The organism is uncultured Psychrosphaera sp., assembly GCF_947500655.1.
GTDB lineage: Bacteria > Pseudomonadota > Gammaproteobacteria > Enterobacterales > Alteromonadaceae > Psychrosphaera.
Genome location: NZ_CANMSK010000002.1, coordinates 78550 through 102065, shown reverse-complemented (window position 1 = coordinate 102065; position 23516 = coordinate 78550). Strand labels below are relative to the sequence as shown.

The following is a 23516-nucleotide window of genomic DNA, read 5'->3' as shown; positions in this document are numbered from 1 at the left end:
ACTCATTCCCTTTTGATTAGAGAAGTGTTTTTATAAAATGCAGATTGAAGATAAAAAATATCAAATCCTCCAAGCTTCGCTAGAGGTATTTGGGTCCTACGGTTATAAAAAAACATCCATGCAAGATATTGCAGATGCACTAGGTATTTCTCGCCCAGCTTTATACCAATACTACAAAAATAAAGAGGCTGTATTCTTAGCCTTAGTAGAGCACACGCTTAACTTAGGCGAACAAGCTGCGATAAAAGGTTTTAAACATTCTGCAGATAATTTTGAGTGTTTATTGCATGGCATTAAAGATATGGAACAAGTGTTATTTGGTCCTATTTTTTTAAAACCTAACGGAAAAGAGTTACTTACTTTATCCAAAAAACTAGCGCCTGAATTAATGATGAACTTTGAAATGCAACTTTTTGACAAAGTTGTATATGTGCTAAAAAAGGCTTTAACAGAGCAAGAAATTGACCTGACAAAGCTAAATGCAGGCACCGCTGATGCAGCAAAAATAATTTTGCAGGCTATTGATGGGATAAAAAATGCCAGTAATTCTTTAGAAGAACTGGATAGGCAACTAAATCTATTCTTAACTATTTTTTGGCAGGGATTGATTATTAAATAACAAGGCTAAATAACGATATTAACAGGCTATAAATGTTAGTTTTTAGATCATCCCCTTTGTTTATATTGAGTAGAGCAGTAAGCTCTTAAAACATCTTTGCTTCTTAATTTATTATGTTTAGTTGCTCGACCACTCACTCGTTTACGCCATAATTTAAAACTGCTGGGTTTTAAGTGACTGCGCATGAACTTAATCACTTGAGTTTCTTGCATGTTAAATTGTAATGCAATTGCTTCAAACGGCGTTCTGTCTTCCCATGCCATTTCAATAATTCTAGATTTTTCATCTGGTAATAAATTCATTATTCACCTGTGTTAACTAATTTAGTAAATGATCGTACCACCACATTGTAACGATCAATCTTATTCAATCTGGTAAAGCTGTCATACTCACAGTGTATCTAGGTTATTTAATAGATAATTTGCGTGTTCAGATATTTCTATTTTTTGCGCTTCAGGCATTTTTTCCCAATTACGCACCGGGAAACTCATGCGATGATTGGAGGATAATTTGTCATAGTTTTCACCAATAAAGTACCAGTACAAACTGTTTAATGGACATGCGTTTTCGCCTAGTTTTTCTTTTACCTCGTACTTGCAACCTTTACAGTAATCACTCATTTTATTTACATAATTACCACTGGCAGCGTATGGTTTAGTCGCTATCCAACCCCCGTCAGCAAATAATGCCATGCTTCTGGTGTTGGGTAATTCAACCCACTCAATCGCGTCGATATAAATTCCTAAATACCATTCATCCACTTGTTTTGGTGATATCCCAGCTAATAAAGCAAAGTTACCCGTGATCATAAGACGTTGTATGTGATGTGCATAAGCATGATCTAACGATTGCGTAATCGCACTGTTCAAACATTGCATATTAGTTTTACCGTGCCAAAAAAAGTCAGGTAAATCACGATGTGCAGACAAAAAGTTTTGGTCTGCATACTCAGGCATATTTATCCAATACATGCCGCGAACATACTCTCGCCATCCTAGTATTTGCCGAATAAATCCCTCAATTTGAGGTAAGGTAATTTTGCCCTCGGATCCTTCATAAGCCAGCAACGCAGTTTGAATAACTTCCTGAGGGTTTAATATTTTACAGTTAATAGCAAAGCTTAATCGTGAGTGATACAAGCTCCATGCATAAGGTGAAGCCATGGTCATCGCATCTTGAAAATTACCAAAATTTGGTAATTGGTGTTGGCAAAAAAATCTTAGTAGCGTTAATGATTGCTCTTTATTAATTGGATAAGCGACCTCAACTGACTCTTTCCCCATGGTTTTAATACCGTGTTGTTTAATGCGTGCTAAATATTCACTGGCATCATTGTTAAACACTAGCGGTTTGGGGATAACTTTAATGTCAGACTTCTTAAACGCTTGCCTATTATTACTGTCAAAGTTCCAAGCGCCACCAGTGGGTTTATCACCTTCCATCAAAATATTAAAACGCTTACGCATAGACCGATAAAAGTTTTCCATTCTTACATGAGTGGCTTTAGTAAAATGGTTTGGTAATTCATCAAATGGTAATAAAAAGTGCTCGGTGTCCGCTTCATACACAGGGATATTAATATGTGAAGTGATGTTCTTTAGCTGCTCTCGCAGGCGATATTCATCTGGCCTTTGATAGCAAAAGCTTTCGCTATCATATTTTTTTACTAAGCTAACGATCAGTGCATTTAAGTCCTCAAATGCCTGAGTATCGTCAAGTGTTAAGTAACATACACGGTGACCTTGCGACTCAAGTGTTTTTGCAAATTCATGCATTGCAGAAAAAAACGCGGTAATTTTTTGAATGTGATGCTTGGTGTAATTAGCCTCCTGATGAAGTTCTGCAATAACAAAAACAACATCGTTATCAACGGTTCTAAACCAACTGTGTTGTGGATTTAGCTGATCGCCTAAAATGAGTTTGAGTTGCTTAGCTTTCATTATTAAAGTTCATCGTATTTTGACCTATGAGTAAGTGTTTTTCATACAAACATCAACACCCGTTATTACTAGCTTTTTATACGCACTTTATGACAAGAAAGATCAACAGCAATAACTAATTTATCAGAGTGCTAATGGTTAACAACATGGACATACATAAACAGTATTAGGCTTTTATTATATTTATTGTTAACTTACCGCTTTATATTAAACGTATTAAATCAAATTTTAGGAACAAAGCATGTCTACTTTATCTATTATTCTTGTGTCATTAGTCGCTGTTGAACATATTTACATTTTAATCATGGAAATGTTTATGTGGACAAAACCACGTACGTTAAAAGTATTTGGTTTAGAGAAATCGTTCGCTGAAGAAACCAAAGCGATGGCCGCCAATCAAGGTTTATACAATGGATTTTTAGCTGCTGGGCTTATATTTGGCTTATTACACTGTAATCCAGTGTTTGGATTTCAACTGCAGGTATTCTTTTTATCTTGTGTGTTAGTTGCCGCTGTTTTTGGTAGCTTTACTGTTAAACGCTCCATCTTATTTGTTCAGGGTGTTCCAGCGCTGTTAGCATTATTAAGTGTGTTATTTTCATAATAGTTATTTATAAATAGAGCTATTTCCCATAAGCGCTATTACTCTATAAGCGTGACGAGAAGCTTAATTACGCAATTTAGATACAAATCCACAAGCCTCTAATTTTTATTAGAGGCTTTTTACTTTTCGCTTTATTAATTCCATTCAATAAACTTAACATGAAGGTTATTCACCTTAATCATATTTGGGTTTATAGGTGAATAAGTTATGTTAAAGTCCAATTTTACAATCAATTAGACCTACTCCATGAAGAGCTATGCAATGAAAAACCGCACTATGAAAAACACCACTCTTAAAAACTGCCTGATTTCATGCTCGATTATTTTGATGTCATCAGCGGTTTACGCTGAGTCTACTTACTTTAAAGTGGGTACATTAATTGATGTGTTAAAAGGTAAAACCCTTAATAACCAAGTTATTGAAGTCGAGAATGATCGCATTATTTCTGTCAGCTCGGCTAACAAGGTAAAAATTCCAGCAAATGCAATGGTCACTGATTTATCTGCATACACGGTTTTACCGGGCTTGTTAGATATGCATGTTCACCTTACGTCTAATCCCAACAAACATGGTTATCGTCGTCTAGAGTCTTCAATTCCAAGACAAGCCTTATATGGTGCATACGCGGCGAAAAACACCGTAATGGCAGGCTTTACCACGGTTAGAAATTTAGGTGCTGCTGGTTTTGCAGATGTAGCGTTACGTGACAGTATTAACGACGGTGAAGTACTGGGTCCAAGAATGCGAGTGTCAGGTCCTACGTTATGTATGACAGGCGGACATTGTGATAACAATTTATTACCTCCTGAATATGACGCACATTCAGCCGGTGCGACTGATGGGCCTTATGCATTAAAAGGTAAAGTAAGAAATAACATTAGACACGGTGCTGATGTAATTAAGTTTACCGCTACAGGTGGTGTATTATCTAAAAATACTAATGTAAATGCAGCGCAATTTGATAGTACTGAAATGTCAGCACTTATAAGTGAAGCTCACGATCGTTACCGCAAAGTAGCGGCCCATGCACATGGGGCAGAAGGTATTAAACGTGCTATTCGCGCAGGTGTTGATTCAATTGAGCATGCTTCGCTTATTGATGCTGAAGGCTTAAGATTAGCTAAGAAAAACGGTACTTATTTAGTAATGGATGTTTACGTGAGTTCTTTTATTTTAGGTGAAGGTGAAAAGGCCGGTATTTTAGAAGAGTCATTGGCTAAAGAGCGCTTGGTTGGAAAAGTACAACGAGAGAACTTTAAAAAAGCACATGAAATGGGAATTAATATTGCTTTTGGTTCTGATGCTGGTGTCTATCCGCATGGCGATAATGGCAAGCAATTCGCTTATATGGTTAAGTGGGGAATGACACCGATGGAAGCTATTCAAGCTGCAACGTCTAAAGCTGCTGAGTTATTAGATTGGCGTAATGAAAATGGTCAACTTAATGTTGGCGCCATTGAGACAGGAAGATATGCCGACTTTATCGCTGTAAAGGGTAACCCATTGAAAGATGTTTCTGTATTAGAAAACGTTACTGTTGTAGTGAAAGGAGGGAACGTAATAAAACATTAGTAATCTGGTTTATTTATACAAAAAGGCTACCAAACATATAAATAATAGTTGGTAGCCTAATTCATTATTGACGACCGATCACATTAGATTCTGCTTTCTTGTCTTTTTTAGCTGCTTTCTTTTCTTTTGCAGTTAACAATGGCTGCTTTTTACTATTTTTTTTACTGTCTTGTCCTTTGCTCATAATATTTACCTTAGTAATAAGTGCATAAAAACCTAAAGTTGATTAAGGTCAACTTGAGGGCGGAATATCAGTATTATCAAAGACAACATCAATATATCTTAATGTGCCTCAACAGCAGTATGACCTTAATCTGATATAACTGATAGAAAATGTTTTTCTTTGTTTTTTAATGGATTGATAAATATGTAAATTGAAGATTAGTTAGCTGTCTGACAATATGTATAAATAAAAAACTATATTGAATCGTATTAACCTTATTAAGAAGTAATTATGAAAAATACATTTAGAAAAATCTTCAGCCCAATCCTTAATGTACTTGAGTCTGGTGAAGATGAATACAATCATGAAAAATCCCACAGAAAAATTACACTTGTTGTTGGTATTCTATTTTGGGTTCTTTCAGGTGTTTCGCTCATGTCTGCAATCAGCTCAGAACAGTTGGCGGGGTTTATTCCTTTTATAGTATTTTTTTTATTAGGTTTATTATGTGAGGTCGTTGGCTTGTTGGGAAATGATCGAGCAATTGCAAAAATATGGGGCAACAAATAAGTTAACTTTTGTACCACTTGTTGTTTCAATGAAAGTAAGGTTTACCTTTAATAGGCACAAGCTTTTAACCTACCGTTATATTACATATGAGTTTGTTGAGCAGGTTATTAACCCTCAACAAATTTTTCAATATCAATGACTTTTGGCAAGTAATATTTTTTATCTAGCAAGGTGCCGCGCCAATTATTTTGAGTATGAACACAGGCGGTAACCTCACGGATCAATTCAAATATAGCGTCAACAGCATTTGCATTTTCGACGTCTTCAGCCTTAACCAAATGCAACTTCTGTTGTAACCGAGGTGCAACGATTTTAATGCCTCTAATGTGTTTACTTTGTTCTAAGTGAAAGGTAGATGATGATGGACACACTACTAGTCCTAAACCTTGGGTAACAAAATGTAATGTTGTCATCATTTGACCAAATGCATCTTTTGTTCTTAGTTTTATGCCTGAATTATCCGCGGTTTTAACTAATAACTTTGATAACGCGTCGTCTTTATCGGGCATAAATATTTCGTAGTTTTGTAAATCTACGAAAGGAATTGCTGAGTATAATTTAAGCTCACTGTAAGCGGGGTTTTGAGGTTTTTCTGATATATATAAAAACAGATCTTCACGGATTAATTCTATGACGTTCGCCTTAGAATCAAGAAAAGCTGAATCGTCATAACATAAGGCGATATCTATCTTCTTTTCCGATAGCCAACTATCAACAATATAAGATGGGCCAACTCGAAAGGTTAGCTCAATATTCTCATAACGATGTTCAATTTCATTAAGTAACTCCATTGATAAAACATTACATACTGACTGACTAAGCCCTACCACTACTTTACCTAAACATTCACTCTGAGTCTCAGTTACCTCAGATTTTGCCAGTTGCATTTGCGATAGTATTTTTTTTGCGTGCTTTTCAAACTTCACTCCGACTTCCGTTAATGTCATTCCACGGAAATCACGATCGAATAACTTAACCTTTAATTCATGTTCTAAATTGGCAAGTTGCAAGCTAATTGCGGGCTGGGCAATATCAAGCTTTTTTGCTGCTGCGGTTATGCTTCTTTGTTCAGCTGTAGCTAAAAAATATTGTAATTGTTTAGTATTCATATATCACCAAACCTAATATCGCGTTCTATCAATATTACGACCTTTAAACATTGTACTAACATCACATCACAACCTTATTTTTTATACTAAAATTATAATATCCTTATGTTTTCTCAAAATTTTTTATTCCAAATTTAATATTCCATAATGCAACCTCAATGCCAGAATATTTCATTCTATTACTGGACGAAAATTTACATTAGCAAATCGTTTTAAAGCCCTTTGTTTGTAAGGGGTATAAAAATAATATTGTCCCCCCTACATATTATTTTACGTTCTAGGCTGTATAAGCTTTATATAGGATAAATCCATGATTTCTTGAGTTTCAGTCATAGATTTAAAGGTTATCTCCCCAAAATGAAAAATATCAGTAGAAGGCAGTTTCTTTCATACATAGGCGCAGTAGGCGGCTCATCAGCCTTACTTAAAACCGGTTTAGCAATGGGAATGATGAATGAAGATTCATATTCAGGCCCTGTGAAAATAGCGCCTCCATCAGCAAAAAACAAACCAAGCGTTCTTATTTTGGGATCAGGTATAGCGGGCCTTGCAACGGCATTTGAGTTAGAACAAGCAGGTTATAATTGTACTATTTTAGAAGCATCATTTAGGGCTGGCGGACGTAACTTAACAGTGCGTAACGGCGATAAAATTGATGAAATGGGTAATACCCAAATTTGTAATTTCGACAAAGAAGAGAATATGTTCTTCAATTGTGGCCCAGCACGAATTCCTGGTCACCATCGTCGCATCTTGCACTATTGTAAGGCACTAAATGTACCATTACAGGTCAAAGCTAATAGCAGCAAAATGTCTTATTTCCAAGATGATCAGTTTTTAGGTGGCAAACCAAAACGTATTATTGAATACCATACAGATGCTCGCGGCTTAATGTCTGAACTGTTATGGAAATCTGCAGACTCAAGTACTTTTGATCAAATGCTTAATGAAGAAGATGTTGAAAAATTAATGTCATTTTCTAAAACCTTTGGCGACTTAACTGAAAACGGCAAGTACATAGGTAGCGAACGTGCAGGTTCAACAACAGATCGAATGTTAGAACATCCTCAACCACATGCTCCATTAGAATTAAAAGCCATGTTAGATAGCCGTTTTTGGTACGGCGGTCTTCTAGGCGCAGAATTATATGATTGGTGTGAACCTTTAATGGAACCAATCGGTGGTATGGATTCAGTTGTAAAAGCGTTCCTCAGAAACCTAAAAAAACAGCCTGTATTAAACGCTCAAGTGAAAAAGATCTATAACCGTGAAAAGGGGGTAGAGGTTACTTATGAGCAAGGAGGAAAATTCCATACAGTACAAGCTGATTACTGTTTTAATGGTATTCCAGCTTATTTTATGGCTGGTATAGAAAATAATTTCACTTCAACATATCAAGATGGCCTAAATAGTATTAAACGTGGTCATTTGTTCAAAATCGCTTACCAGATGAAAGAACGATTCTGGGAGAAAGATGGAATTTATGGCGGTATTAGTTACTCCGCAGATCCAATTAACCAAATATGGTATCCATCACATGACATTAATGCCAAGAAAGGTGTGTTGCTTGGTGCGTATACATGGGATCCAGAAGCAAGCGCAATGTTCGAGTCATTATCTCCAGCTGAACGTTTAAAAGTAGGCGCTATATCGGGTGAAAAAATTCATCCGGGTTATAGTAAATATATTGAAAATGGCATCAGTATTCCTTGGGCTCGTATGAATCACCAAATGGGCTGTGGTATGCGTATGAATGAAGAGGATTTTGAAAAATACTTCCACATGCTACAAAAACCAGAAGGTCGTCACATTATGATTGGTGATCAGATCAGTCATCACAGTGGTTGGCAAGAAGGAGCATTAGCCTCAAGTGAGCAAGCTCTACAGCAACTAAATACGCTACTTAGTGCAAGTGTTGATCAAGGAGGAAAAATTCATGTTAGTTAAATTCTCATTAATCATCGGGCTACTGCTTTGCATTTCAAATACGGTAATAGCAAAAGAAGCTATAACACCAAAAGGTCTTGAATATTGTACGGTTTGCCATGGCAACCAAGTGAAAGGAAACCCTAATATTGGCGCTCCTAGATTGACGAAATTGCAACCTTGGTACCTTAATCGCCAATTAAAAAACTTTAGAGACGGTATTCGCGGCAGCCACCCTGAAGATAAAACCGGTGGTGAAATGATGAATATGGTCTCGCAACTATCCGAACAAGAAATTGAAAATATTGTTGAATGGATTGCATCAACCGAATCATTAAAACCAACCAATAGTATTACCGCAGATGCTCATGCAGGTAAGCAGTTATATCAAACTTGTGCTGCATGTCATGGAGCTGAAGGTCATGGCAATAAGTTACTTGGTGCTCCTAATTTAACAGGACTCAATGACTGGTATGTTTTAACACAACTTAATCACTTCCGTACAGGTGTTCGTGGCTCAGAAAGTGATGATACCTACGGCCAACAAATGAAAGCCGCCAGTGTTGTGATCACTTCAGAAGAAGATGCTGCAAACCTTGCTGCTTATATAGCTCAACTTAAATAACTCAACTATAATTTTAGGGATACTCTTATGAAAAAATATATTTTACTAACAGCAATGACTCTACTTTCTGCGAGCGCATTAGCAGATGTAACTCGCCACGCTTTACCAAACAACAGCACATTCCCAATATCTAGAGCGGTTGAAGTGACAGCTGACACTGCATTAATTTTTCATAGCGGCATGGTACCAGGTCCGGTAAATCCTGATGCTAAAAAAGGCAGCCGTGAATATTACGGTGATACTGAAACTCAAGCTCTAAATGTATTTAAACGTTACGAAGCTTCTTTAAAGGAGCTAGGTGTTAGCTTTTCTGACGTGATCAAAATGCAGGTATTTTTAGTTGGTGACCCAGCTATGGATGGAAAAATGGACTTTTCAGGCTTTATGAAAGCCTACACAAAATACTTTGGCACTAAAGAACAGCCAAACAAACCAGCACGCTCAGCATTTCAAATTGCTGGCTTAGCTGGCGGTCCAAATATGCTTATAGAAATAGAAGTAGTTATCGCTAAACCATAAAGCCGATTAACACGGCAGTTACCTAAATGCCGTGCGCTTAATATTCTAATAATAAAAACAATAACTTAATAAAAATAATAACATTTATCCTACTAAGGGGAACATTATGCTAACGCAAACCAAACTAAGCAAAGCAATAAGAACGGCCTTAATAACATGTTCAATAGGCTCTGTTGCTATATCAACAGCCTACGCTGAAGAGGCAGAAGATGCCGCAGCCACAGACCAAGCAGTTGAAAAAATTGTTATTACCGGCTCCCGCGGTGCGCCACGATCGGTTGCAGATTCACCAGTACCTGTTGATGTATTTAGTGAAGATGATTTGGCCGCGGTTCCGTTTTCAGACACTAATGACATATTAAAAACCTTAGTTCCGTCTTATTCTTTAGAAAGGCAACCTATCTCTGATGGTGCTTCATTTATCCGTCCAGCTTCCCTACGTGGTATGCCAACAGATAAAACCTTAGTTTTAATTAATGGTAAGCGTCGTCATCGTTCAGCTTTAGTTCAAATTGGTGGTTCTGGTACGCAAGGTCCAGATATCGCGACTATTCCATCGTCAGCGCTTAAAGGTGTTGAAGTGTTACGTGATGGGGCAGCAGCACAATACGGTAGTGATGCTATCGCTGGTGTTATCAACTTTGCATTAAAAGACAATAGTGAAGGTGGTTCAGTTTCTGTTACTACAGGTCAATATTATGAAGGTGACGGTGAGCAAATTTCAATTACAGGTAATTTAGGTTTTGCTCTTGGCGATAAAGGATTTGTTAGTGTTTCTGCTGAATATTCAGACACATCTTCTACATCGCGCTCAGAGCAGTACTGTGAAAGTTGGGCATGTGTTGATGTGAATGATCCAGACTTTTTAACAGGTCTTGACACTAGTTTAGCTGGTTATGATGAAGATGCCTTTATTGCAGGGTTAGCTGATGCTAACCTTAATGGCGAAGGTGTTGTTCAACCGTGGGGACAACCTAATACCTCTGCGGCCCGTATGTTCTTCAATGCGGGTTATGAACTTAGTGACTCTATGAATTTCTACGCATTTGGTAACTATTCTCAAAGTGAAGGTGATGGTGGTTTCTATTATCGTTACCCAGGTAATGGCACAATTGAAGATATACGCGAAGAAGATGGTTTACTTTATTCTCCATTAGAAAAATTTCCAGGTGGTTTTACCCCTCGATTCTTTGGTGACATTACTGATATGTCGTTTGTTGGTGGTCTAGAAGGTGAATTAGCTAACGAAATGACTTATGACATTAGCGCTCGCTTTGGCTCTAATAAAATTGAATATACATTAAAAAATACAATTAACCCTTCACTGGGATCTGCATCTCCAACAACATTCAAACCTGGTGACTTAACCAATGAAGAGTTGCAATTATCAGCTGACTTTACTAAATATTTAGAGATAGGCTTATATTCAGATGTATTAGTTGCCTTTGGTCTTACTTATATGGAAGAAAGTTATGAACTAGGTGCTGGTGATGAAGCATCTTATACTGCTGGAGACTATGCGTTGCCAGATCCTCATGATTTTTGTAATGATGACGGTACCACAACAGCTAATGGCTTAGCGGTTATTGCAAACGGCTCTACATTAGATTGTTCTGACAGTTCAGATGCTGTTTATACTGCTGTTGGCGTAGGCTCTAATGGTTTCCCTGGTTATTCCGAAGTATATTCAGGTGCTTATGAACGTGACATGGTTGGTGCATACCTTGATTTAAGTACAGATTTATCTGACTGGTTATTCGTACAAACAGCCTTTCGTTACGAAGACTATTCAGATTTTGGTGATGAATTAGTTGGTAAAATTGCTGTTAAGTTAAGCATAACGGATGACTTTAATTTACGTGGTTCTGTTGGTACAGGTTTCCGAGCGCCAACACCGGGTCAACAAGGTACAACCAATGTTTCTACTCGATTACCAAATGGTTTACCAGTAGCAACGGGTTTATTCCCAGCATCAAGTCCTGTAGGGCTAGCACTAGGAGCGGAGCCATTAACACCTGAAAAATCAGTGAACTACTCATTAGGCTTTACCGGTAATATTGATAAATTGAATCTTACTTTCGACTTATACAGCATTGCTTTAGAAGATCGTTTCTACGCAGTTTCAACCAAAGATGTGTCAACGGATTCTACAACTGGAGAAGCGTATGATAATTATTTAGCGCTTGAAGCTGCCGGTGTTGCAGGTGCAAATACAATTGGTGGTGTAAATTACTTCCAAAATGCATTTGATACGACAACTTCAGGTTTTGATTTTGTTGCAACTTATCAGCTAGTAGATACTTTATTAACGGGTTCTGTAAACTATAACTCAACCGTAATTGACACAGGCGTTGATGAAGTTTCAGCCTATTTAAATGCTGAAAATCAATATGACTTAGAAAACGCTATACCAAAGTGGCGTACGGTTTTATCAGCTAAACATAACTTTGATGCGTTATCTGTTTTATTACGCGGAAACTTTTATGGTTCGTATGATAATGCAATCGACTCTGATGCAACGGTAATTCAAACCTATGACCCAAGTGTATTATTTGACCTTGAATTGTCTTACACTATCAGTGATAGTTTAAGTATTTCTGGCGGCGCTCGTAATATTCTAGATACTTATCCGGATGAAGATGAAGGCGATGACTGTTGTGGTAGCGTTTACTGGGCTGGTAACATTGTTGATTGGCAGGGTGGTTACTACTACGCTCGTTTGAACTATACATTCTAAAAGTTAAAAATAGCGTTTACGTTATAAGTCACAGTTAGAAATAACAAGTGACTAAATTGATAAAGCCGAGTGATAAATCACTCGGCTTTTTTGTTATTTAAAAGTACTTATAAGGTTAGTCACAAAAGCGATTCTGAGAACCGTAATACAAGAACGGCAACACTAAATCATTTTCTAAACTAATCCCTAGTCTCAATAACCTTTATAAGGACTTTCCACTCATCTCTGAGTTTTTGCACCAATTGCTTTTCACCGGTTAACTTATATTTTTCAATTAATTTTTTATCGCTATAACCGTCAATCACTTTGTCCAAAATTATCTGTGGATAAGTTAATGCTTGGTGTGTTTTTATAAAACATGACATGGCTAGTAAACAAGTGTCTAACGATCGATGAAAATGGCTAAAACACAATAAGTCACTTTTATTATGCTCGGCATCTATTGTGTCTACTAGAATATTATCCGTTAATAAACTCAAGGTTAGCTTAGTGCGCATATTCAATTGTTGTTCAAGTTTTAAGGTTTGTTGAAACCTGACGTTTAGTTGTTGCTGAAAAACACTCGCCGACGGATTCAAAGCTTGAGTCATTAATAGAGAATATTCGCCGGTGGATGCTTGTGCTTTTAATCCTAAGCGTACCGATATTAAATTGTTTTTTTGCCAAAAATTAACCAGATTTTCAGCCATACCAAAACTGGTGGCTAAAAAATCAAAATCTTGTTTTATAAGAGCATCTTTCACTTTATCCAATAATAAACTGCCTAATCCTTGCCCCTGCAATTCTGGGTGAATAGCGATGCGAATAATACGGCCGTATTTATATTTTCCTGCCTGTTTAAAACCAGAATGAGCCAATAAAGACTGAGGGAGTAAATGACCTTTTGGTCTTCGAGTGCCTTGCCAAATCTTTTCAGCTAGTTCGGGATCAAGATTTCCTTCTTGTGCTAGTAGTACCGCACCTAATATTTTACTGTCGTATTCCAAACAAAATATTTTAATGTTTGGACCATCTAATAAATTACGTAAATCGTTAGGTGTGGTTTTATAGTGAGCATTTACTAATAAACTAAATAATTGTTCTAACTGACTACCTTGATTAGATGCATCTTTTATTAGTTGTTCAGGTGTTACTGTTTTAAATAATATATTTTCAGATTTTGATAAAATATTTTGCTTCGAGAGTTTTGATAATTGCCCATTGATCATTAACACACGATTTATGTCTGACTCTAAAAAGTCATCTTCATTCCAACGGATCGGCTGGTTTAGTGTTAACTGTTTTACGTCATCAAATGTTTTATTTAACAGGGGCTTAAACTTGTATTCAAAACCTCGTCCCGTTCCTTCATAACCATGAATGGTTGTTGCAAAGACCGCAAAGTTACATTTTTTTATCAGCGGCAATAGCATTTGAGTTGGGATAGCGGCGGCTTCATCCACTAAAACCAAGTCTGTATTTTCTAGGTTATCTTCTAATTCATCGGGTGCAACAAAACAAAGTGAACCATAGTCAGTTAATATTTTATTGTTATTAAAAGTGTATTTAATATTGGATTTTTCAAGACTTATCTTACACAACTCAAACACCCAAAACACAGATTCTACGTGGGGTGAAGTTAATAATAAATGAGACTCGCTTAATGTTTTTTCAGCGTTAATTAATACACATCCGGCAAATAAACCGAGTGCGGATGATTTTCCTCGGCCACGGTCAGATTGTAACACAACGGCCTTTGAATTAACCAAATCACCAATAACCAATTGATTATTAATAACTTTGCTATCAATTGACCTTGAGTCAATTAAAGATTCGCATAGTGTATTTAGCACATCACTTTGATCTTGAGTTTTACAAAAATCATTACAAAACCCTTCAATATCAATAACCTTGCGACCTATCGTGTGTTTTTCATCATTCGTTACCGGGTGCTTAGCAATCCAATTATTTAGTTTTTCCAACAGGTATGTACTTTGTCCATCATCAAAATCGCTCTTATTTAACCTTGTTAATTTACCACTTAAAGGTAAAAAATCATTACTTTGACTTATGGTCAATATTGATTTTGACTGATTTAATTGATTGATGAAATATTCAATATAGTGATGACTAATTTGCTCTGGTGTAAAAGGTTCTACGCATAATCGATTGTATTCTGGGTCTGTATAATCTATCCAGTCTGGTTGTTCTGGTGAAATAATAATACATACGCCACCGAGTTTAATTGTGCCGACAAGTGCGCCTAACGCATCAGGATTTAACCCTGCGTAACTGTCGTAAACCAGTACATCGCATTCTTGCCCGAGCATTTTTTTGTATTGTTTTATTCTTACATCAGTAATTTCATTTTGACGCTGATTTTTACGTTGGCTCTTAACTGGTTCGTCAATGTAACTCTGGTCTGTAGTTTTCTCTACATTGAGGTGTATTTGAGGGGCGTTATTTTCAGATGTCTCTGATTGCAGATCACCAAACCAAATAGTGTTTATCGGTTTATCCATTTGAGACAACCAAGATTCAACTTGGCTACGCGCCCAACTTTGTTCACCTTTAACCCATAACAAACATCTCTGTTCTATTTGGGTTAAATGATGAATAAGTTGGTTCAACATAAAGTTAAATGGCAGTTAATTTTGCGTAAGTCGTTACCAACCATTTAGCGCCAAAATCATCAAAGTTAACTTGAATGCGAGAGTTGTCGCCGTCACCTTCACAGTTTAATACCGTACCTTCACCAAACTTAGCGTGACTGACTCTTTGACCTAAAGAAAATAGACTTTCGCTAAACTTTAAATGACTTGATGCTTGGTCAAATCCACCGCCAAAGTTTTTAGAGGATTTGGCTTTATTTCTGTCACCTTGATAGCCACCATGTCCGGTAGAACTACCGTGGTTTGAACTTGAGCTGTAACCAGAATTTTGGCTATAAGTAGAGCCTTCACCATAACCACTGCTATAACCTGATTGCGGTCTCGACATTTGCGTCGACAACTTAACTTCATAAATACAATCTTGCGGGATTTCAGCAATAAAACGAGATGGACGATGATACAACTCTTGGCCGTACATACGTCGTGTTTCTGCATGAGTTATAAACAATCTTTGTTTTGCCCGCGTCATGCCAACATAAGCAAGACGACGTTCTTCTTCTAAACGTTCTGGTGAGTCGCCACTTTGCTGGCTTGGGAACATGCCTTCTTCTACGCCAGCCATAAATACCATAGGGAATTCTAATCCCTTAGCGCTGTGTAATGTCATTAACTGCACCGCGTCTTCATAAGCATCGGCTTGAGATTCGCCAGACTCCAATGACGCGTGCGATAAGAATGCCGCTAACAATGGCATTTCTTGCATATTTTCATCAGGTTCATAGTCTTTACAAGCAGAAACCAATTCCTCTAAGTTTTCTACTCGTGTTTGACCTTTCTCGCCTTTTTCTGCTTGGTACATAGCTTTCAAACCAGAGCTTTGTATAACATGATCCGCTTGTTCATGCAGAGGCAAAGGTTGCACTGTACTTTCAAGCTGTACAATTAAATCCATAAAACTTTGTACCGCATTGCTAGCTCGGCCAGACAAATGTTTTTCGTCCAGTAAACGCCCTGCAGCTTGCCACATGGTCATATTTTGACTACGAGCAGCATCACGTAACATTTGTAATGTTTTTTCGCCTATACCGCGCGCAGGTGTGTTTATTACACGTTCAAAAGCGGCATCATCGTCACGGTTGGAAACCATGCGTAAATACGCCAATGCGTCTTTAATTTCTTGGCGGTCAAAGAATCGTAAACCACCGTAAATACGGTAGCTTAATCCAGCTTCATTTAATGCTGACTCCAAAACACGAGACTGGGCATTGTTACGATACAAGATGGCAGACTCAGATAACGATCCGCCTTCTTCCTGCCACTTTTTAATATTGCCAACAATAAAGCGTGCTTCGTCTATTTCATTAAACGCTGCGTATAACGCTATTGGGTCGCCTTCGGCACCTTCAGTCCAAAGCTCTTTACCTAGTCTGTCGGTATTATTTGCGATAACTGCGTTAGAGGCTTTTAAGATAGTGGCCGTAGAGCGATAGTTTTGCTCTAAACGGATCACTTCTACGTCGGTAAAGTCTTTTTGGAAACTGTGAATGTTTTCAACTTGCGCACCACGCCAGCCATAAATAGATTGGTCGTCATCACCCACGATCATTACATGTGAAGGTGCTATTTTCTCAGCAACATTACCGCCATGGGCTCCCGCTAATAGTCTAATCCAAGCGTATTGAATTTTATTGGTGTCTTGAAATTCGTCCACTAAAATATGACGAAAACGTTTACGGTAATGACTTAATACTTCCGAATTCGTCGCTAATACCTCATGGCTGCGTAACAATATTTCAGCAAAATCGACTAAACCCGCACGGTCACACGCTTCTTGATACGCAGTATAAACTTGTAAAAATACTTGTTCCGTTGGATCAAACGCATCGATATGTTTTGGTCTAAGTCCATCATCTTTTTTTCCGTTGATGTACCACATAGCTTGCTTTGCTGGATAACGTTTATCATCCAAATTAAGGCTTTTCATGATACGGCGAATAAGACGATGTTGATCGTCCGAGTCTAATACTTGGAAACTTTCTGGTAATTTTGCTTCACGGAAATGAGTACGTAAAAAACGATGGGCTAAACCATGGAAAGTACCAATCCACATACCACTTGAGCCATATTGTGAACCAACCGTACCCTGACCTAATAACGACTCTAAACGATGGCGCATTTCTGCGGCCGCTTTATTAGTAAAGGTTACCGCTAATATTGAAAAGGCTGATGTTTGGTGTGCTTGAATTAAATAACCGATACGGCTAATTAGCACTTTAGTTTTGCCAGAACCTGCACCGGCTAACACCAACATATTTTGTGGTGGTGCAGTAACGGCTTCATATTGACGTTCATTTAGCTCATTCAGCTTTAACATAGCTGTATCTGAACTTGGAATATCTTGCGAGGGAATATAAACGTCCATAAGAGACAAAACCTATAAAATTAGTGAAGCGAGTAACGTCAGCGCTATTAAATTACTATTTAATTTAAGGCAAATAATAACGCTGTATATATAAACAGGAAATGATTATAACAGGGTTAACAAATCATCCAAGTGCGAATATTCACCATTTGCCAAAGTAAAGCCACTTGGATAGTGATTATTGTTTGGGTTGAACCATAAAGACGGACAATTAGCGTTTAACGCTGCTTGAATATCTGACATAGCGCTGTCACCAATATGTAGAATATTATGACAAGGTATATTCAAATGTTTAGAAGCATCATTAAGCATATCTGGGTACGGTTTCATTCTTGTTCCGTTTTCGCCTGCTCGGTAATAACCAACAAAGTACGGCGCTAAACCTATACGTTCATAATCGGCGTTACCATTAGTTACTGCCACCAGCGGGTACTTTTCACTTAATTGCTCAAGCACATCAAAAGTTTGTTGCGGCACGGTAAAGTCTGAACGTGCTTCACAAAATGCATCGTAAATTTGTTTATTCATAACTGATTTTTGAGGTTCTTTAATACCAAACTCAGTTAACCCTAAATCTAAAACATGATGACGCCATACGTTAACGTCATGACAGTACTCAGGATTTTTCTTAGCAACTTGCCACTTTAGTGTTTCCCAAAACTCAATTCCTTTTTGTTTTGCACTTGGAACCAATTCACATATTTTAGCAAACTGAACTTGAATGGCGTTACGGATCACGTTTTCATTAAAATAAAGAGTGTCGTCTAAATCAAAACTGATTGCTTTGATAGGGTTAGCAAAAGGGCGGTTAAATCTAATAGACATAGGGCTTCCTATAAAATAGCGAGGGCATTAGCTTAACATAGACTAAAAAGGATATTGGTTAAAACTACAAAGAGTCAAACTGTTCTATTTCAGCAAACACATCTTCAATTTTTCCAGTAAGTAAACTTTGAGCGTCATATAAAGCTTGGTTATAAATAGAAGAACCTAGCTCTTTCATTATAAATTCCAATAAAAACTCAGCTTCAAACTGGCCTAATTCTCGGTCGAGCTCTTGCTGAAAGTATGTCTGTAGCTTTGTAATTGCGGACTCTTGCTGTTGTTTTGATAATTTAATTTCTGACATTGGCTAAACTCTTAAAAATACTTGTAGGCATTGTATAAAGGATTGCATTAATCCGCGATAAATATTTCCACTGGCACACTAGTTGTTATCTATACTCTACATATATAAAAAATTTGATTAAAAATCAGCTAACAAATATGACTACAGACCAGCTAATACAAGCCTTTAAAGCACAGCATAAGCTAACAAGTTCATTTGAAAATCATGCACCAGAATGGTTCATACCTATTGCTGAATTAATAAACACTCACCAAAAGCGGGAGTCTAAATGCCTCTTTGTAGGTCTTAATGGCAGTCAAGGCTCGGGAAAATCCACTTTAGCTGACTTTATAAAAATGTATCTTGAAAGCCAACATCAGTTATCCGTAGCTGTTATCTCGTTAGATGATTTTTATTTAAGCCAGCAAACTCGTAATCACTTAGCTGACACGGTTCATCCTCTTTTAAAATCTCGCGGTGTACCCGGCACACATAACACTCAATTGATGTCATCTACCTTAAACGCATTAAAATCAGAGCAGCCTAACTGTCGCTTACCTCGATTTAACAAAGCAATAGATGATCCAGAGCCTGAAACAAACTGGCCTTTGATCACTAAAAAAGTAGATGTGGTGATTATGGAAGGCTGGTGTTGGGGAACACCAGAACAAACAGAACAAGAGTTGGTTAATCCTATAAATACGCTAGAAAGTGAAGAAGACAAAAACGGAACTTGGCGTAAATATGTTAATGACTCACTTAAGTCTGAATATTTGGCCTTGTATCAACAAATGGACTTTTGGCTAATGCTTAAAGCGCCATCGTTCGACTGCATTTCTAATTGGCGTAAAGAACAAGAGCACAAGTTACGTCAAGCCCATACATTATTAACTGATGAAAATGTACCTTCAGCAATTATGTCAGATAAGCAAGTTGAGCGTTTTATCCAACACTTCCAACGTTTAACTGAACATGGTTTAAAACATGTTCCAGAAAAGTGCAATTTGGTGCTGCAATTAGATGCTCAACGAACACCTATATCTATAGACGGTAGTTCACTTGCTGAATTTGACCGTGTAACAATTATATAACATAAATAAGCTATTCCTGAATTCACATAAGTAAGGGGCAATCATTAAGATGGACGATCAGTATTTAATCTTTACCGATTTAGATGGCACATTATTAGATCATCACACCTATAGCTTTCAGCCGGCGGTAGAGATGTTAGGCAAGTTAAAAAACGCCAATATCCCTGTTATTCCCAATACCAGCAAAACCTTTGCTGAGCTTATTTTTTTCAGACAACAAACTCAATTAGATACTCCTTTTATTGTTGAAAATGGCGCTGCTGTTTTTATCCCTATCGGGTTCGTAAAAGAACAACCTGCAGGTACTGAAGTGTTTGAGCGTTATTGGGTTAAAAGCTTTTCTGAATCTAGGGAGCATTGGTTGCAATTATTGGCAACTTTACCTTTAGAATTACAGCAATGTTATGTCGGCTTTTCGGCCATGAATAACCAGCAACTGTGTAATGAAACAGGATTAAGCGCACCCGCTGCGTTAAATGCCAACAGCCGTTTATACAGCGAACCGTTAAAATGGAATGGAACCGATGAACAAAAACAACAAATTACCAAGCTACTAATTGATGCAGGCGCTAACGTATTACAAGGTGGTCGCTTTTTACATGTAAGCGGCCATAGTGATAAAGGTAAGGCAATGCTTTGGCTAACCGAATTTTTATCTAGTCTAGTTTCTGCAGCATCGAAAAACACCACTTACACCACTGTCGCATTAGGTGACAGCTATAACGACAATGAAATGTTAGAAGCTGCTGATATCGCAGTTCAAATCAAATCTCACAAACATGATTTTCCTGCATTAACTCGCACTGACAATGTGGTTCAAAGTACAGAATTTGGACCAACAGGTTGGACTGAGTGTTTAGCAAAAATTATTAAATTTCCTAAGGAGCTACATCATGGCTGATTTTTATCAAAACGGCGTTGTAACAACGTTACATAATTTAACCAACCGCAGCACAGAAGATCTTGAAGCTGAGTTATTAACTTTCTCCAAAACTCGCCCACTTGGCTTAATTTTACCTTCTTTGTATTCAGAATTAGAAGGCAAAGCACTGCCAGATATCATAGAAAAAATTGCTAAGGTTCCCTACTTATCAGAGATTGTTATTGGTTTAGACCGCGCAGACTTAGATCAATATAAAAGCGCCATCGACTTTTTTAGTACTTTACCTCAACATCACAGAATTTTATGGAACGACGGTCCTCGTTTACAAGCATTAGATGCCAAATTACAAGCGTTAGGATTAGCACCAACTGAATTAGGTAAAGGCCGTAATGTTTGGTATTGCATGGGGTATATCTTAGCCTCTGGTAAAGCGGAGTCTGTTGCTTTGCATGACTGCGATATTTTAACTTACGATAGAAACTTATTAGCTCGTTTAATCTACCCGGTTGCCAATCCACAATTTAACTACGAATTTGGTAAAGGTTATTATGCTCGTGTAGCTAACGGTAAATTAAATGGTCGTGTTGCGCGCTTATTAGTAACCCCATTATTAAAAGCACTTAAGCGTGTTTTAGGCACCAATGAATATTTGGAATATATGGATAGCTTCCGTTATTCATTATCAGGTGAATTTTCTTTTCGTCGCGACGTATTAACCGATTTACGCATTCCAAGCGATTGGGGTTTAGAGATTGGTGTACTGTCAGAAATGCATCGTAACTTTGCTTCAAACCGTATTTGTCAGGTAGATATCGCCAACAACTACGATCATAAACATCAAGATTTATCACTAGAGTCTACAGACGGTGGTTTATCTAAAATGTCGATTGATATCACTAAAGCCTTATTCCGTAAACTGGCCACTCAAGGCTATATTATTAACGCTGAAAATATGCGAACGATTAAAGCCACCTATTTCAGAATCGCATTAGATTACGTAGAAACATACCGTAATGACGCTATGATCAATGGTTTAACATTAGATATACATACTGAAGAAAAATCGGTAGAAATGTTTGCTAAAAATATTATTGAAGCCGGTGAAAACTTTTTATCTAACCCTATGGAAACGCCGTTTATACCATCTTGGCATCGAGTTACTAGTGCCATGCCTAACGTATTAGAAGAATTAAAACAGGCTGTGGAATTAGACTATGAAGAATTTGCCAGCAAAATTAAAGCTGATACAGCCAAATAGGAGTATGCACCTATGCCAGCCACTTTAGATGAACTAAAACACAAGGTTGAACTACAACTGAGTGTTATTTATGAAAATATTGATTTACCCATGACAATAACTGAATTAACTCAGTTATTAGTGGATGAGATGAATATTCCAAATAACTTTGTTGAACCTGTCCCTTACACCAACCATTGGTCTGAGAAAGACATGATGTTAATCACTTACGGTGACAGCATTGTTGAGCCAGACCAAAAACCATTAAAGACCTTAGAGTCTTTTATGGATACTTACTTAAATGACAAAATCAACTCAGTGCATATATTGCCGTTTTTTCCTTATAGCTCTGACGATGGCTTCTCTGTTATCGATTATTCCAGTGTGAATGAATCTTTAGGTGACTGGCAAGATATTGAAGACATAGCCGATAAATACAAGCTGATGTCTGACTTGGTAATAAATCATTGTTCCAGTCGCAGCGCTTGGTTTCAAAACTTTATAAAAGGTTCTGGCGTAGGAAAGGATTACTTTTTCACTGCTGATCCGTCCGACGATTTATCACAGGTCGTTCGTCCAAGAACTAGCCCACTATTACGTGAAACAGAAACAGCTGAGGGCACAAAATACGTTTGGTGTACCTTTAGTCATGACCAAGTAGATTTAGATTTTAGAAACCCACACGTGCTTATCGCGTTTGTTTCTATTATTCGTCAATATCTAAATTCTGGTGTAAAAGTATTTAGATTAGATGCCGTTGCATTTTTATGGAAAATTGTCGGTGGTCCATCTATTAATTTACCTTACACCCATGAAGTCATCCGTTTATTACGTACGTTAATAGAACATACTGAACCAGAAACTGTGATCATCACAGAAACCAATATACCTAATACGCAAAACCTAACGTATTTTGGTAATGCTAATGAAGCACATTGTATTTATAACTTCTCATTACCACCGTTGTTAGTTAACTCTTTAATAACCGGTGATTGCACCTATTTAAAACGTTGGTTAATGAGTATGCCACCAGCGCAAAACGGCACTTGCTACTTTAACTTTATTGCCTCACATGATGGCATTGGTCTTAGACCTGCTGAAGGTTTGTTGTCAGATCTTGAGTTAAATACTTTAGTGAACACCATGCAGAACTTTGGTGGCCGTGTTTCATGGAGAACGGCAGATACAGGCGAACAAAAAGCCTATGAAATCAACATTGCCTTGTTTGATGCACTAAAAGGAACCATAGGCGGTGAAGATAAATGGGGATTAGAGCGCTTTATTTGTGCTCACGCCATTATGTTTGGTTTAGAAGGTATTCCGGGGATTTATATCCACAGTATATTAGGTACACCAAACGATTATGAAAAGCTCAAAAATACCCACCATAATCGTTCAATCAACCGTCATCGCTGGGATTATAATTTATTAAAAGAACAACTCGACTCAGATTACACTAGCCACAGTAAAGTACTCAATCGTATGTTGGATTTAATCGATATTAGAACTAAACAACCTGCGTTTCATCCAAATGCCACACAATATGTGTTACACCTAGGATTGCAGTTATTTGGATTTTGGCGTCAAAGCTTAAATAGAAAACAAAGTATATTTTGTATTAGTAATGTCAGTGATGAAAAAGTAGAGTTACGCCTAAATGAATTAAACTTAATTGTCACTGACGATTGGGTTGAATTGATAACCAATAAAAATATTGAAAATACCGCCACAGAACTTGAATTAATGCCGTATCAAACGGTGTGGTTGACTAACCATAAAAATGAATAAAAAAGGAAATTA

At 37.4% G+C, this 23516-nt stretch carries 19 protein-coding genes; 12 read left to right on the top strand and 7 right to left on the bottom strand.

The genetic code is table 11. The features are described from left to right. Positions 1-37 precede the first annotated feature (37 nt). Positions 38-619 (top strand): TetR/AcrR family transcriptional regulator, encoded by a 582-nt coding sequence (locus Q0940_RS02600; RefSeq protein WP_299263499.1) that lies wholly within the window; start codon positions 38-40, stop codon positions 617-619. A 47-nt stretch (positions 620-666) separates the two neighbouring features. On the opposite strand, the gene Q0940_RS02595 is transcribed toward Q0940_RS02600, so the two are convergent. Next, entirely contained in the window at positions 667-921 is a 255-nt protein-coding gene (locus tag Q0940_RS02595) for a TIGR03643 family protein (RefSeq protein WP_299263497.1), read from the bottom strand. Between the two features lie 87 nt (positions 922-1008). Next, positions 1009-2559, bottom strand: a complete 1551-nt coding sequence (locus tag Q0940_RS02590) for a cryptochrome/photolyase family protein (protein ID WP_299263495.1) — start codon at positions 2557-2559, stop codon at positions 1009-1011. A 241-nt stretch (positions 2560-2800) separates the two neighbouring features. Here Q0940_RS02590 and Q0940_RS02585 point away from each other — a divergent pair, with 241 nt between their 5' ends. From Q0940_RS02585 to Q0940_RS02575, 3 genes are all read left to right on the top strand, one after another. Further along, a complete protein-coding gene (locus Q0940_RS02585; RefSeq protein WP_299263493.1) occupies positions 2801-3163 on the top strand; it encodes a DUF1304 domain-containing protein in 363 nt (120 codons plus the stop codon). Between the two features lie 261 nt (positions 3164-3424). Continuing rightward, the gene (locus tag Q0940_RS02580) at positions 3425-4735 is read left to right on the top strand and encodes an amidohydrolase family protein (protein WP_299263491.1); all 1311 of its coding nucleotides are present in this window, start codon (positions 3425-3427) and stop codon (positions 4733-4735) included. A gap of 454 nt (positions 4736-5189) precedes the next feature. After that, positions 5190-5468 carry a hypothetical protein gene (locus Q0940_RS02575; protein WP_299263489.1) on the top strand — a complete coding sequence of 93 codons (279 nt, stop codon included), beginning with the start codon at positions 5190-5192 and terminating at the stop codon, positions 5466-5468. Between the two features lie 107 nt (positions 5469-5575). Here the strand turns inward: Q0940_RS02575 and Q0940_RS02570 are convergent, their stop codons facing one another. Continuing rightward, complete coding sequence (locus Q0940_RS02570; protein ID WP_299263487.1) at positions 5576-6577, bottom strand: LysR family transcriptional regulator; 1002 nt, start codon at positions 6575-6577, stop codon at positions 5576-5578. 357 nt (positions 6578-6934) lie between these two features. Between Q0940_RS02570 and Q0940_RS02565 the strand changes: the two genes are divergently transcribed. The 4 genes from Q0940_RS02565 (at position 6935) to Q0940_RS02550 (ending at position 12384) form a co-directional block, all read left to right on the top strand. Beyond that, a complete protein-coding gene (locus tag Q0940_RS02565; protein WP_299263485.1) occupies positions 6935-8524 on the top strand; it encodes an FAD-dependent oxidoreductase in 1590 nt (529 codons plus the stop codon). Next, positions 8514-9128, top strand: coding sequence for a c-type cytochrome (locus Q0940_RS02560; protein WP_299263483.1), 615 nt, complete (start codon positions 8514-8516; stop codon positions 9126-9128). The genes Q0940_RS02565 and Q0940_RS02560 overlap by 11 nt, the downstream gene beginning before the upstream one ends. Before the next feature lie 27 nt (positions 9129-9155). Continuing rightward, positions 9156-9647 carry a RidA family protein gene (locus tag Q0940_RS02555; protein ID WP_299263479.1) on the top strand — a complete coding sequence of 164 codons (492 nt, stop codon included), beginning with the start codon at positions 9156-9158 and terminating at the stop codon, positions 9645-9647. Between the two features lie 106 nt (positions 9648-9753). After that, positions 9754-12384: a TonB-dependent receptor gene (locus Q0940_RS02550; protein ID WP_299263477.1), complete on the top strand. Its 2631-nt coding sequence runs from the start codon at positions 9754-9756 to the stop codon at positions 12382-12384. Positions 12385-12563: 179 nt separating this feature from the next. On the opposite strand, the gene Q0940_RS02545 is transcribed toward Q0940_RS02550, so the two are convergent. From Q0940_RS02545 to Q0940_RS02530, 4 genes are all read right to left on the bottom strand, one after another. Further along, positions 12564-14996: a GNAT family N-acetyltransferase gene (locus Q0940_RS02545; protein WP_299263475.1), complete on the bottom strand. Its 2433-nt coding sequence runs from the start codon at positions 14994-14996 to the stop codon at positions 12564-12566. Between the two features lie 4 nt (positions 14997-15000). Next, entirely contained in the window at positions 15001-17397 is a 2397-nt protein-coding gene (uvrD, locus tag Q0940_RS02540; RefSeq protein ID WP_299263473.1) for a DNA helicase II, read from the bottom strand. A gap of 105 nt (positions 17398-17502) precedes the next feature. Then, positions 17503-18222: an HAD-IA family hydrolase gene (locus Q0940_RS02535; RefSeq protein WP_299263471.1), complete on the bottom strand. Its 720-nt coding sequence runs from the start codon at positions 18220-18222 to the stop codon at positions 17503-17505. A 64-nt stretch (positions 18223-18286) separates the two neighbouring features. After that, positions 18287-18526, bottom strand: coding sequence for a DUF2164 domain-containing protein (locus Q0940_RS02530; protein WP_299263469.1), 240 nt, complete (start codon positions 18524-18526; stop codon positions 18287-18289). 137 nt (positions 18527-18663) lie between these two features. Between Q0940_RS02530 and Q0940_RS02525 the strand changes: the two genes are divergently transcribed. The 4 genes from Q0940_RS02525 to Q0940_RS02510 are packed head-to-tail and all read left to right on the top strand — an operon-like array spanning position 18664 to position 23504. Beyond that, positions 18664-19596 (top strand): kinase, encoded by a 933-nt coding sequence (locus tag Q0940_RS02525; RefSeq protein ID WP_299263468.1) that lies wholly within the window; start codon positions 18664-18666, stop codon positions 19594-19596. 49 nt (positions 19597-19645) lie between these two features. Next, positions 19646-20497 carry an HAD-IIB family hydrolase gene (locus Q0940_RS02520; protein ID WP_299263467.1) on the top strand — a complete coding sequence of 284 codons (852 nt, stop codon included), beginning with the start codon at positions 19646-19648 and terminating at the stop codon, positions 20495-20497. Beyond that, entirely contained in the window at positions 20490-21737 is a 1248-nt protein-coding gene (locus tag Q0940_RS02515; RefSeq protein WP_299263466.1) for a glycosyl transferase, read from the top strand. Before Q0940_RS02520 ends, Q0940_RS02515 begins: the two co-directional genes overlap by 8 nt. 12 nt (positions 21738-21749) lie before the next feature. Then, the gene (locus tag Q0940_RS02510; protein WP_299263464.1) at positions 21750-23504 is read left to right on the top strand and encodes a sugar phosphorylase; all 1755 of its coding nucleotides are present in this window, start codon (positions 21750-21752) and stop codon (positions 23502-23504) included. The last annotated feature ends 12 nt before the right edge of the window (positions 23505-23516 follow it).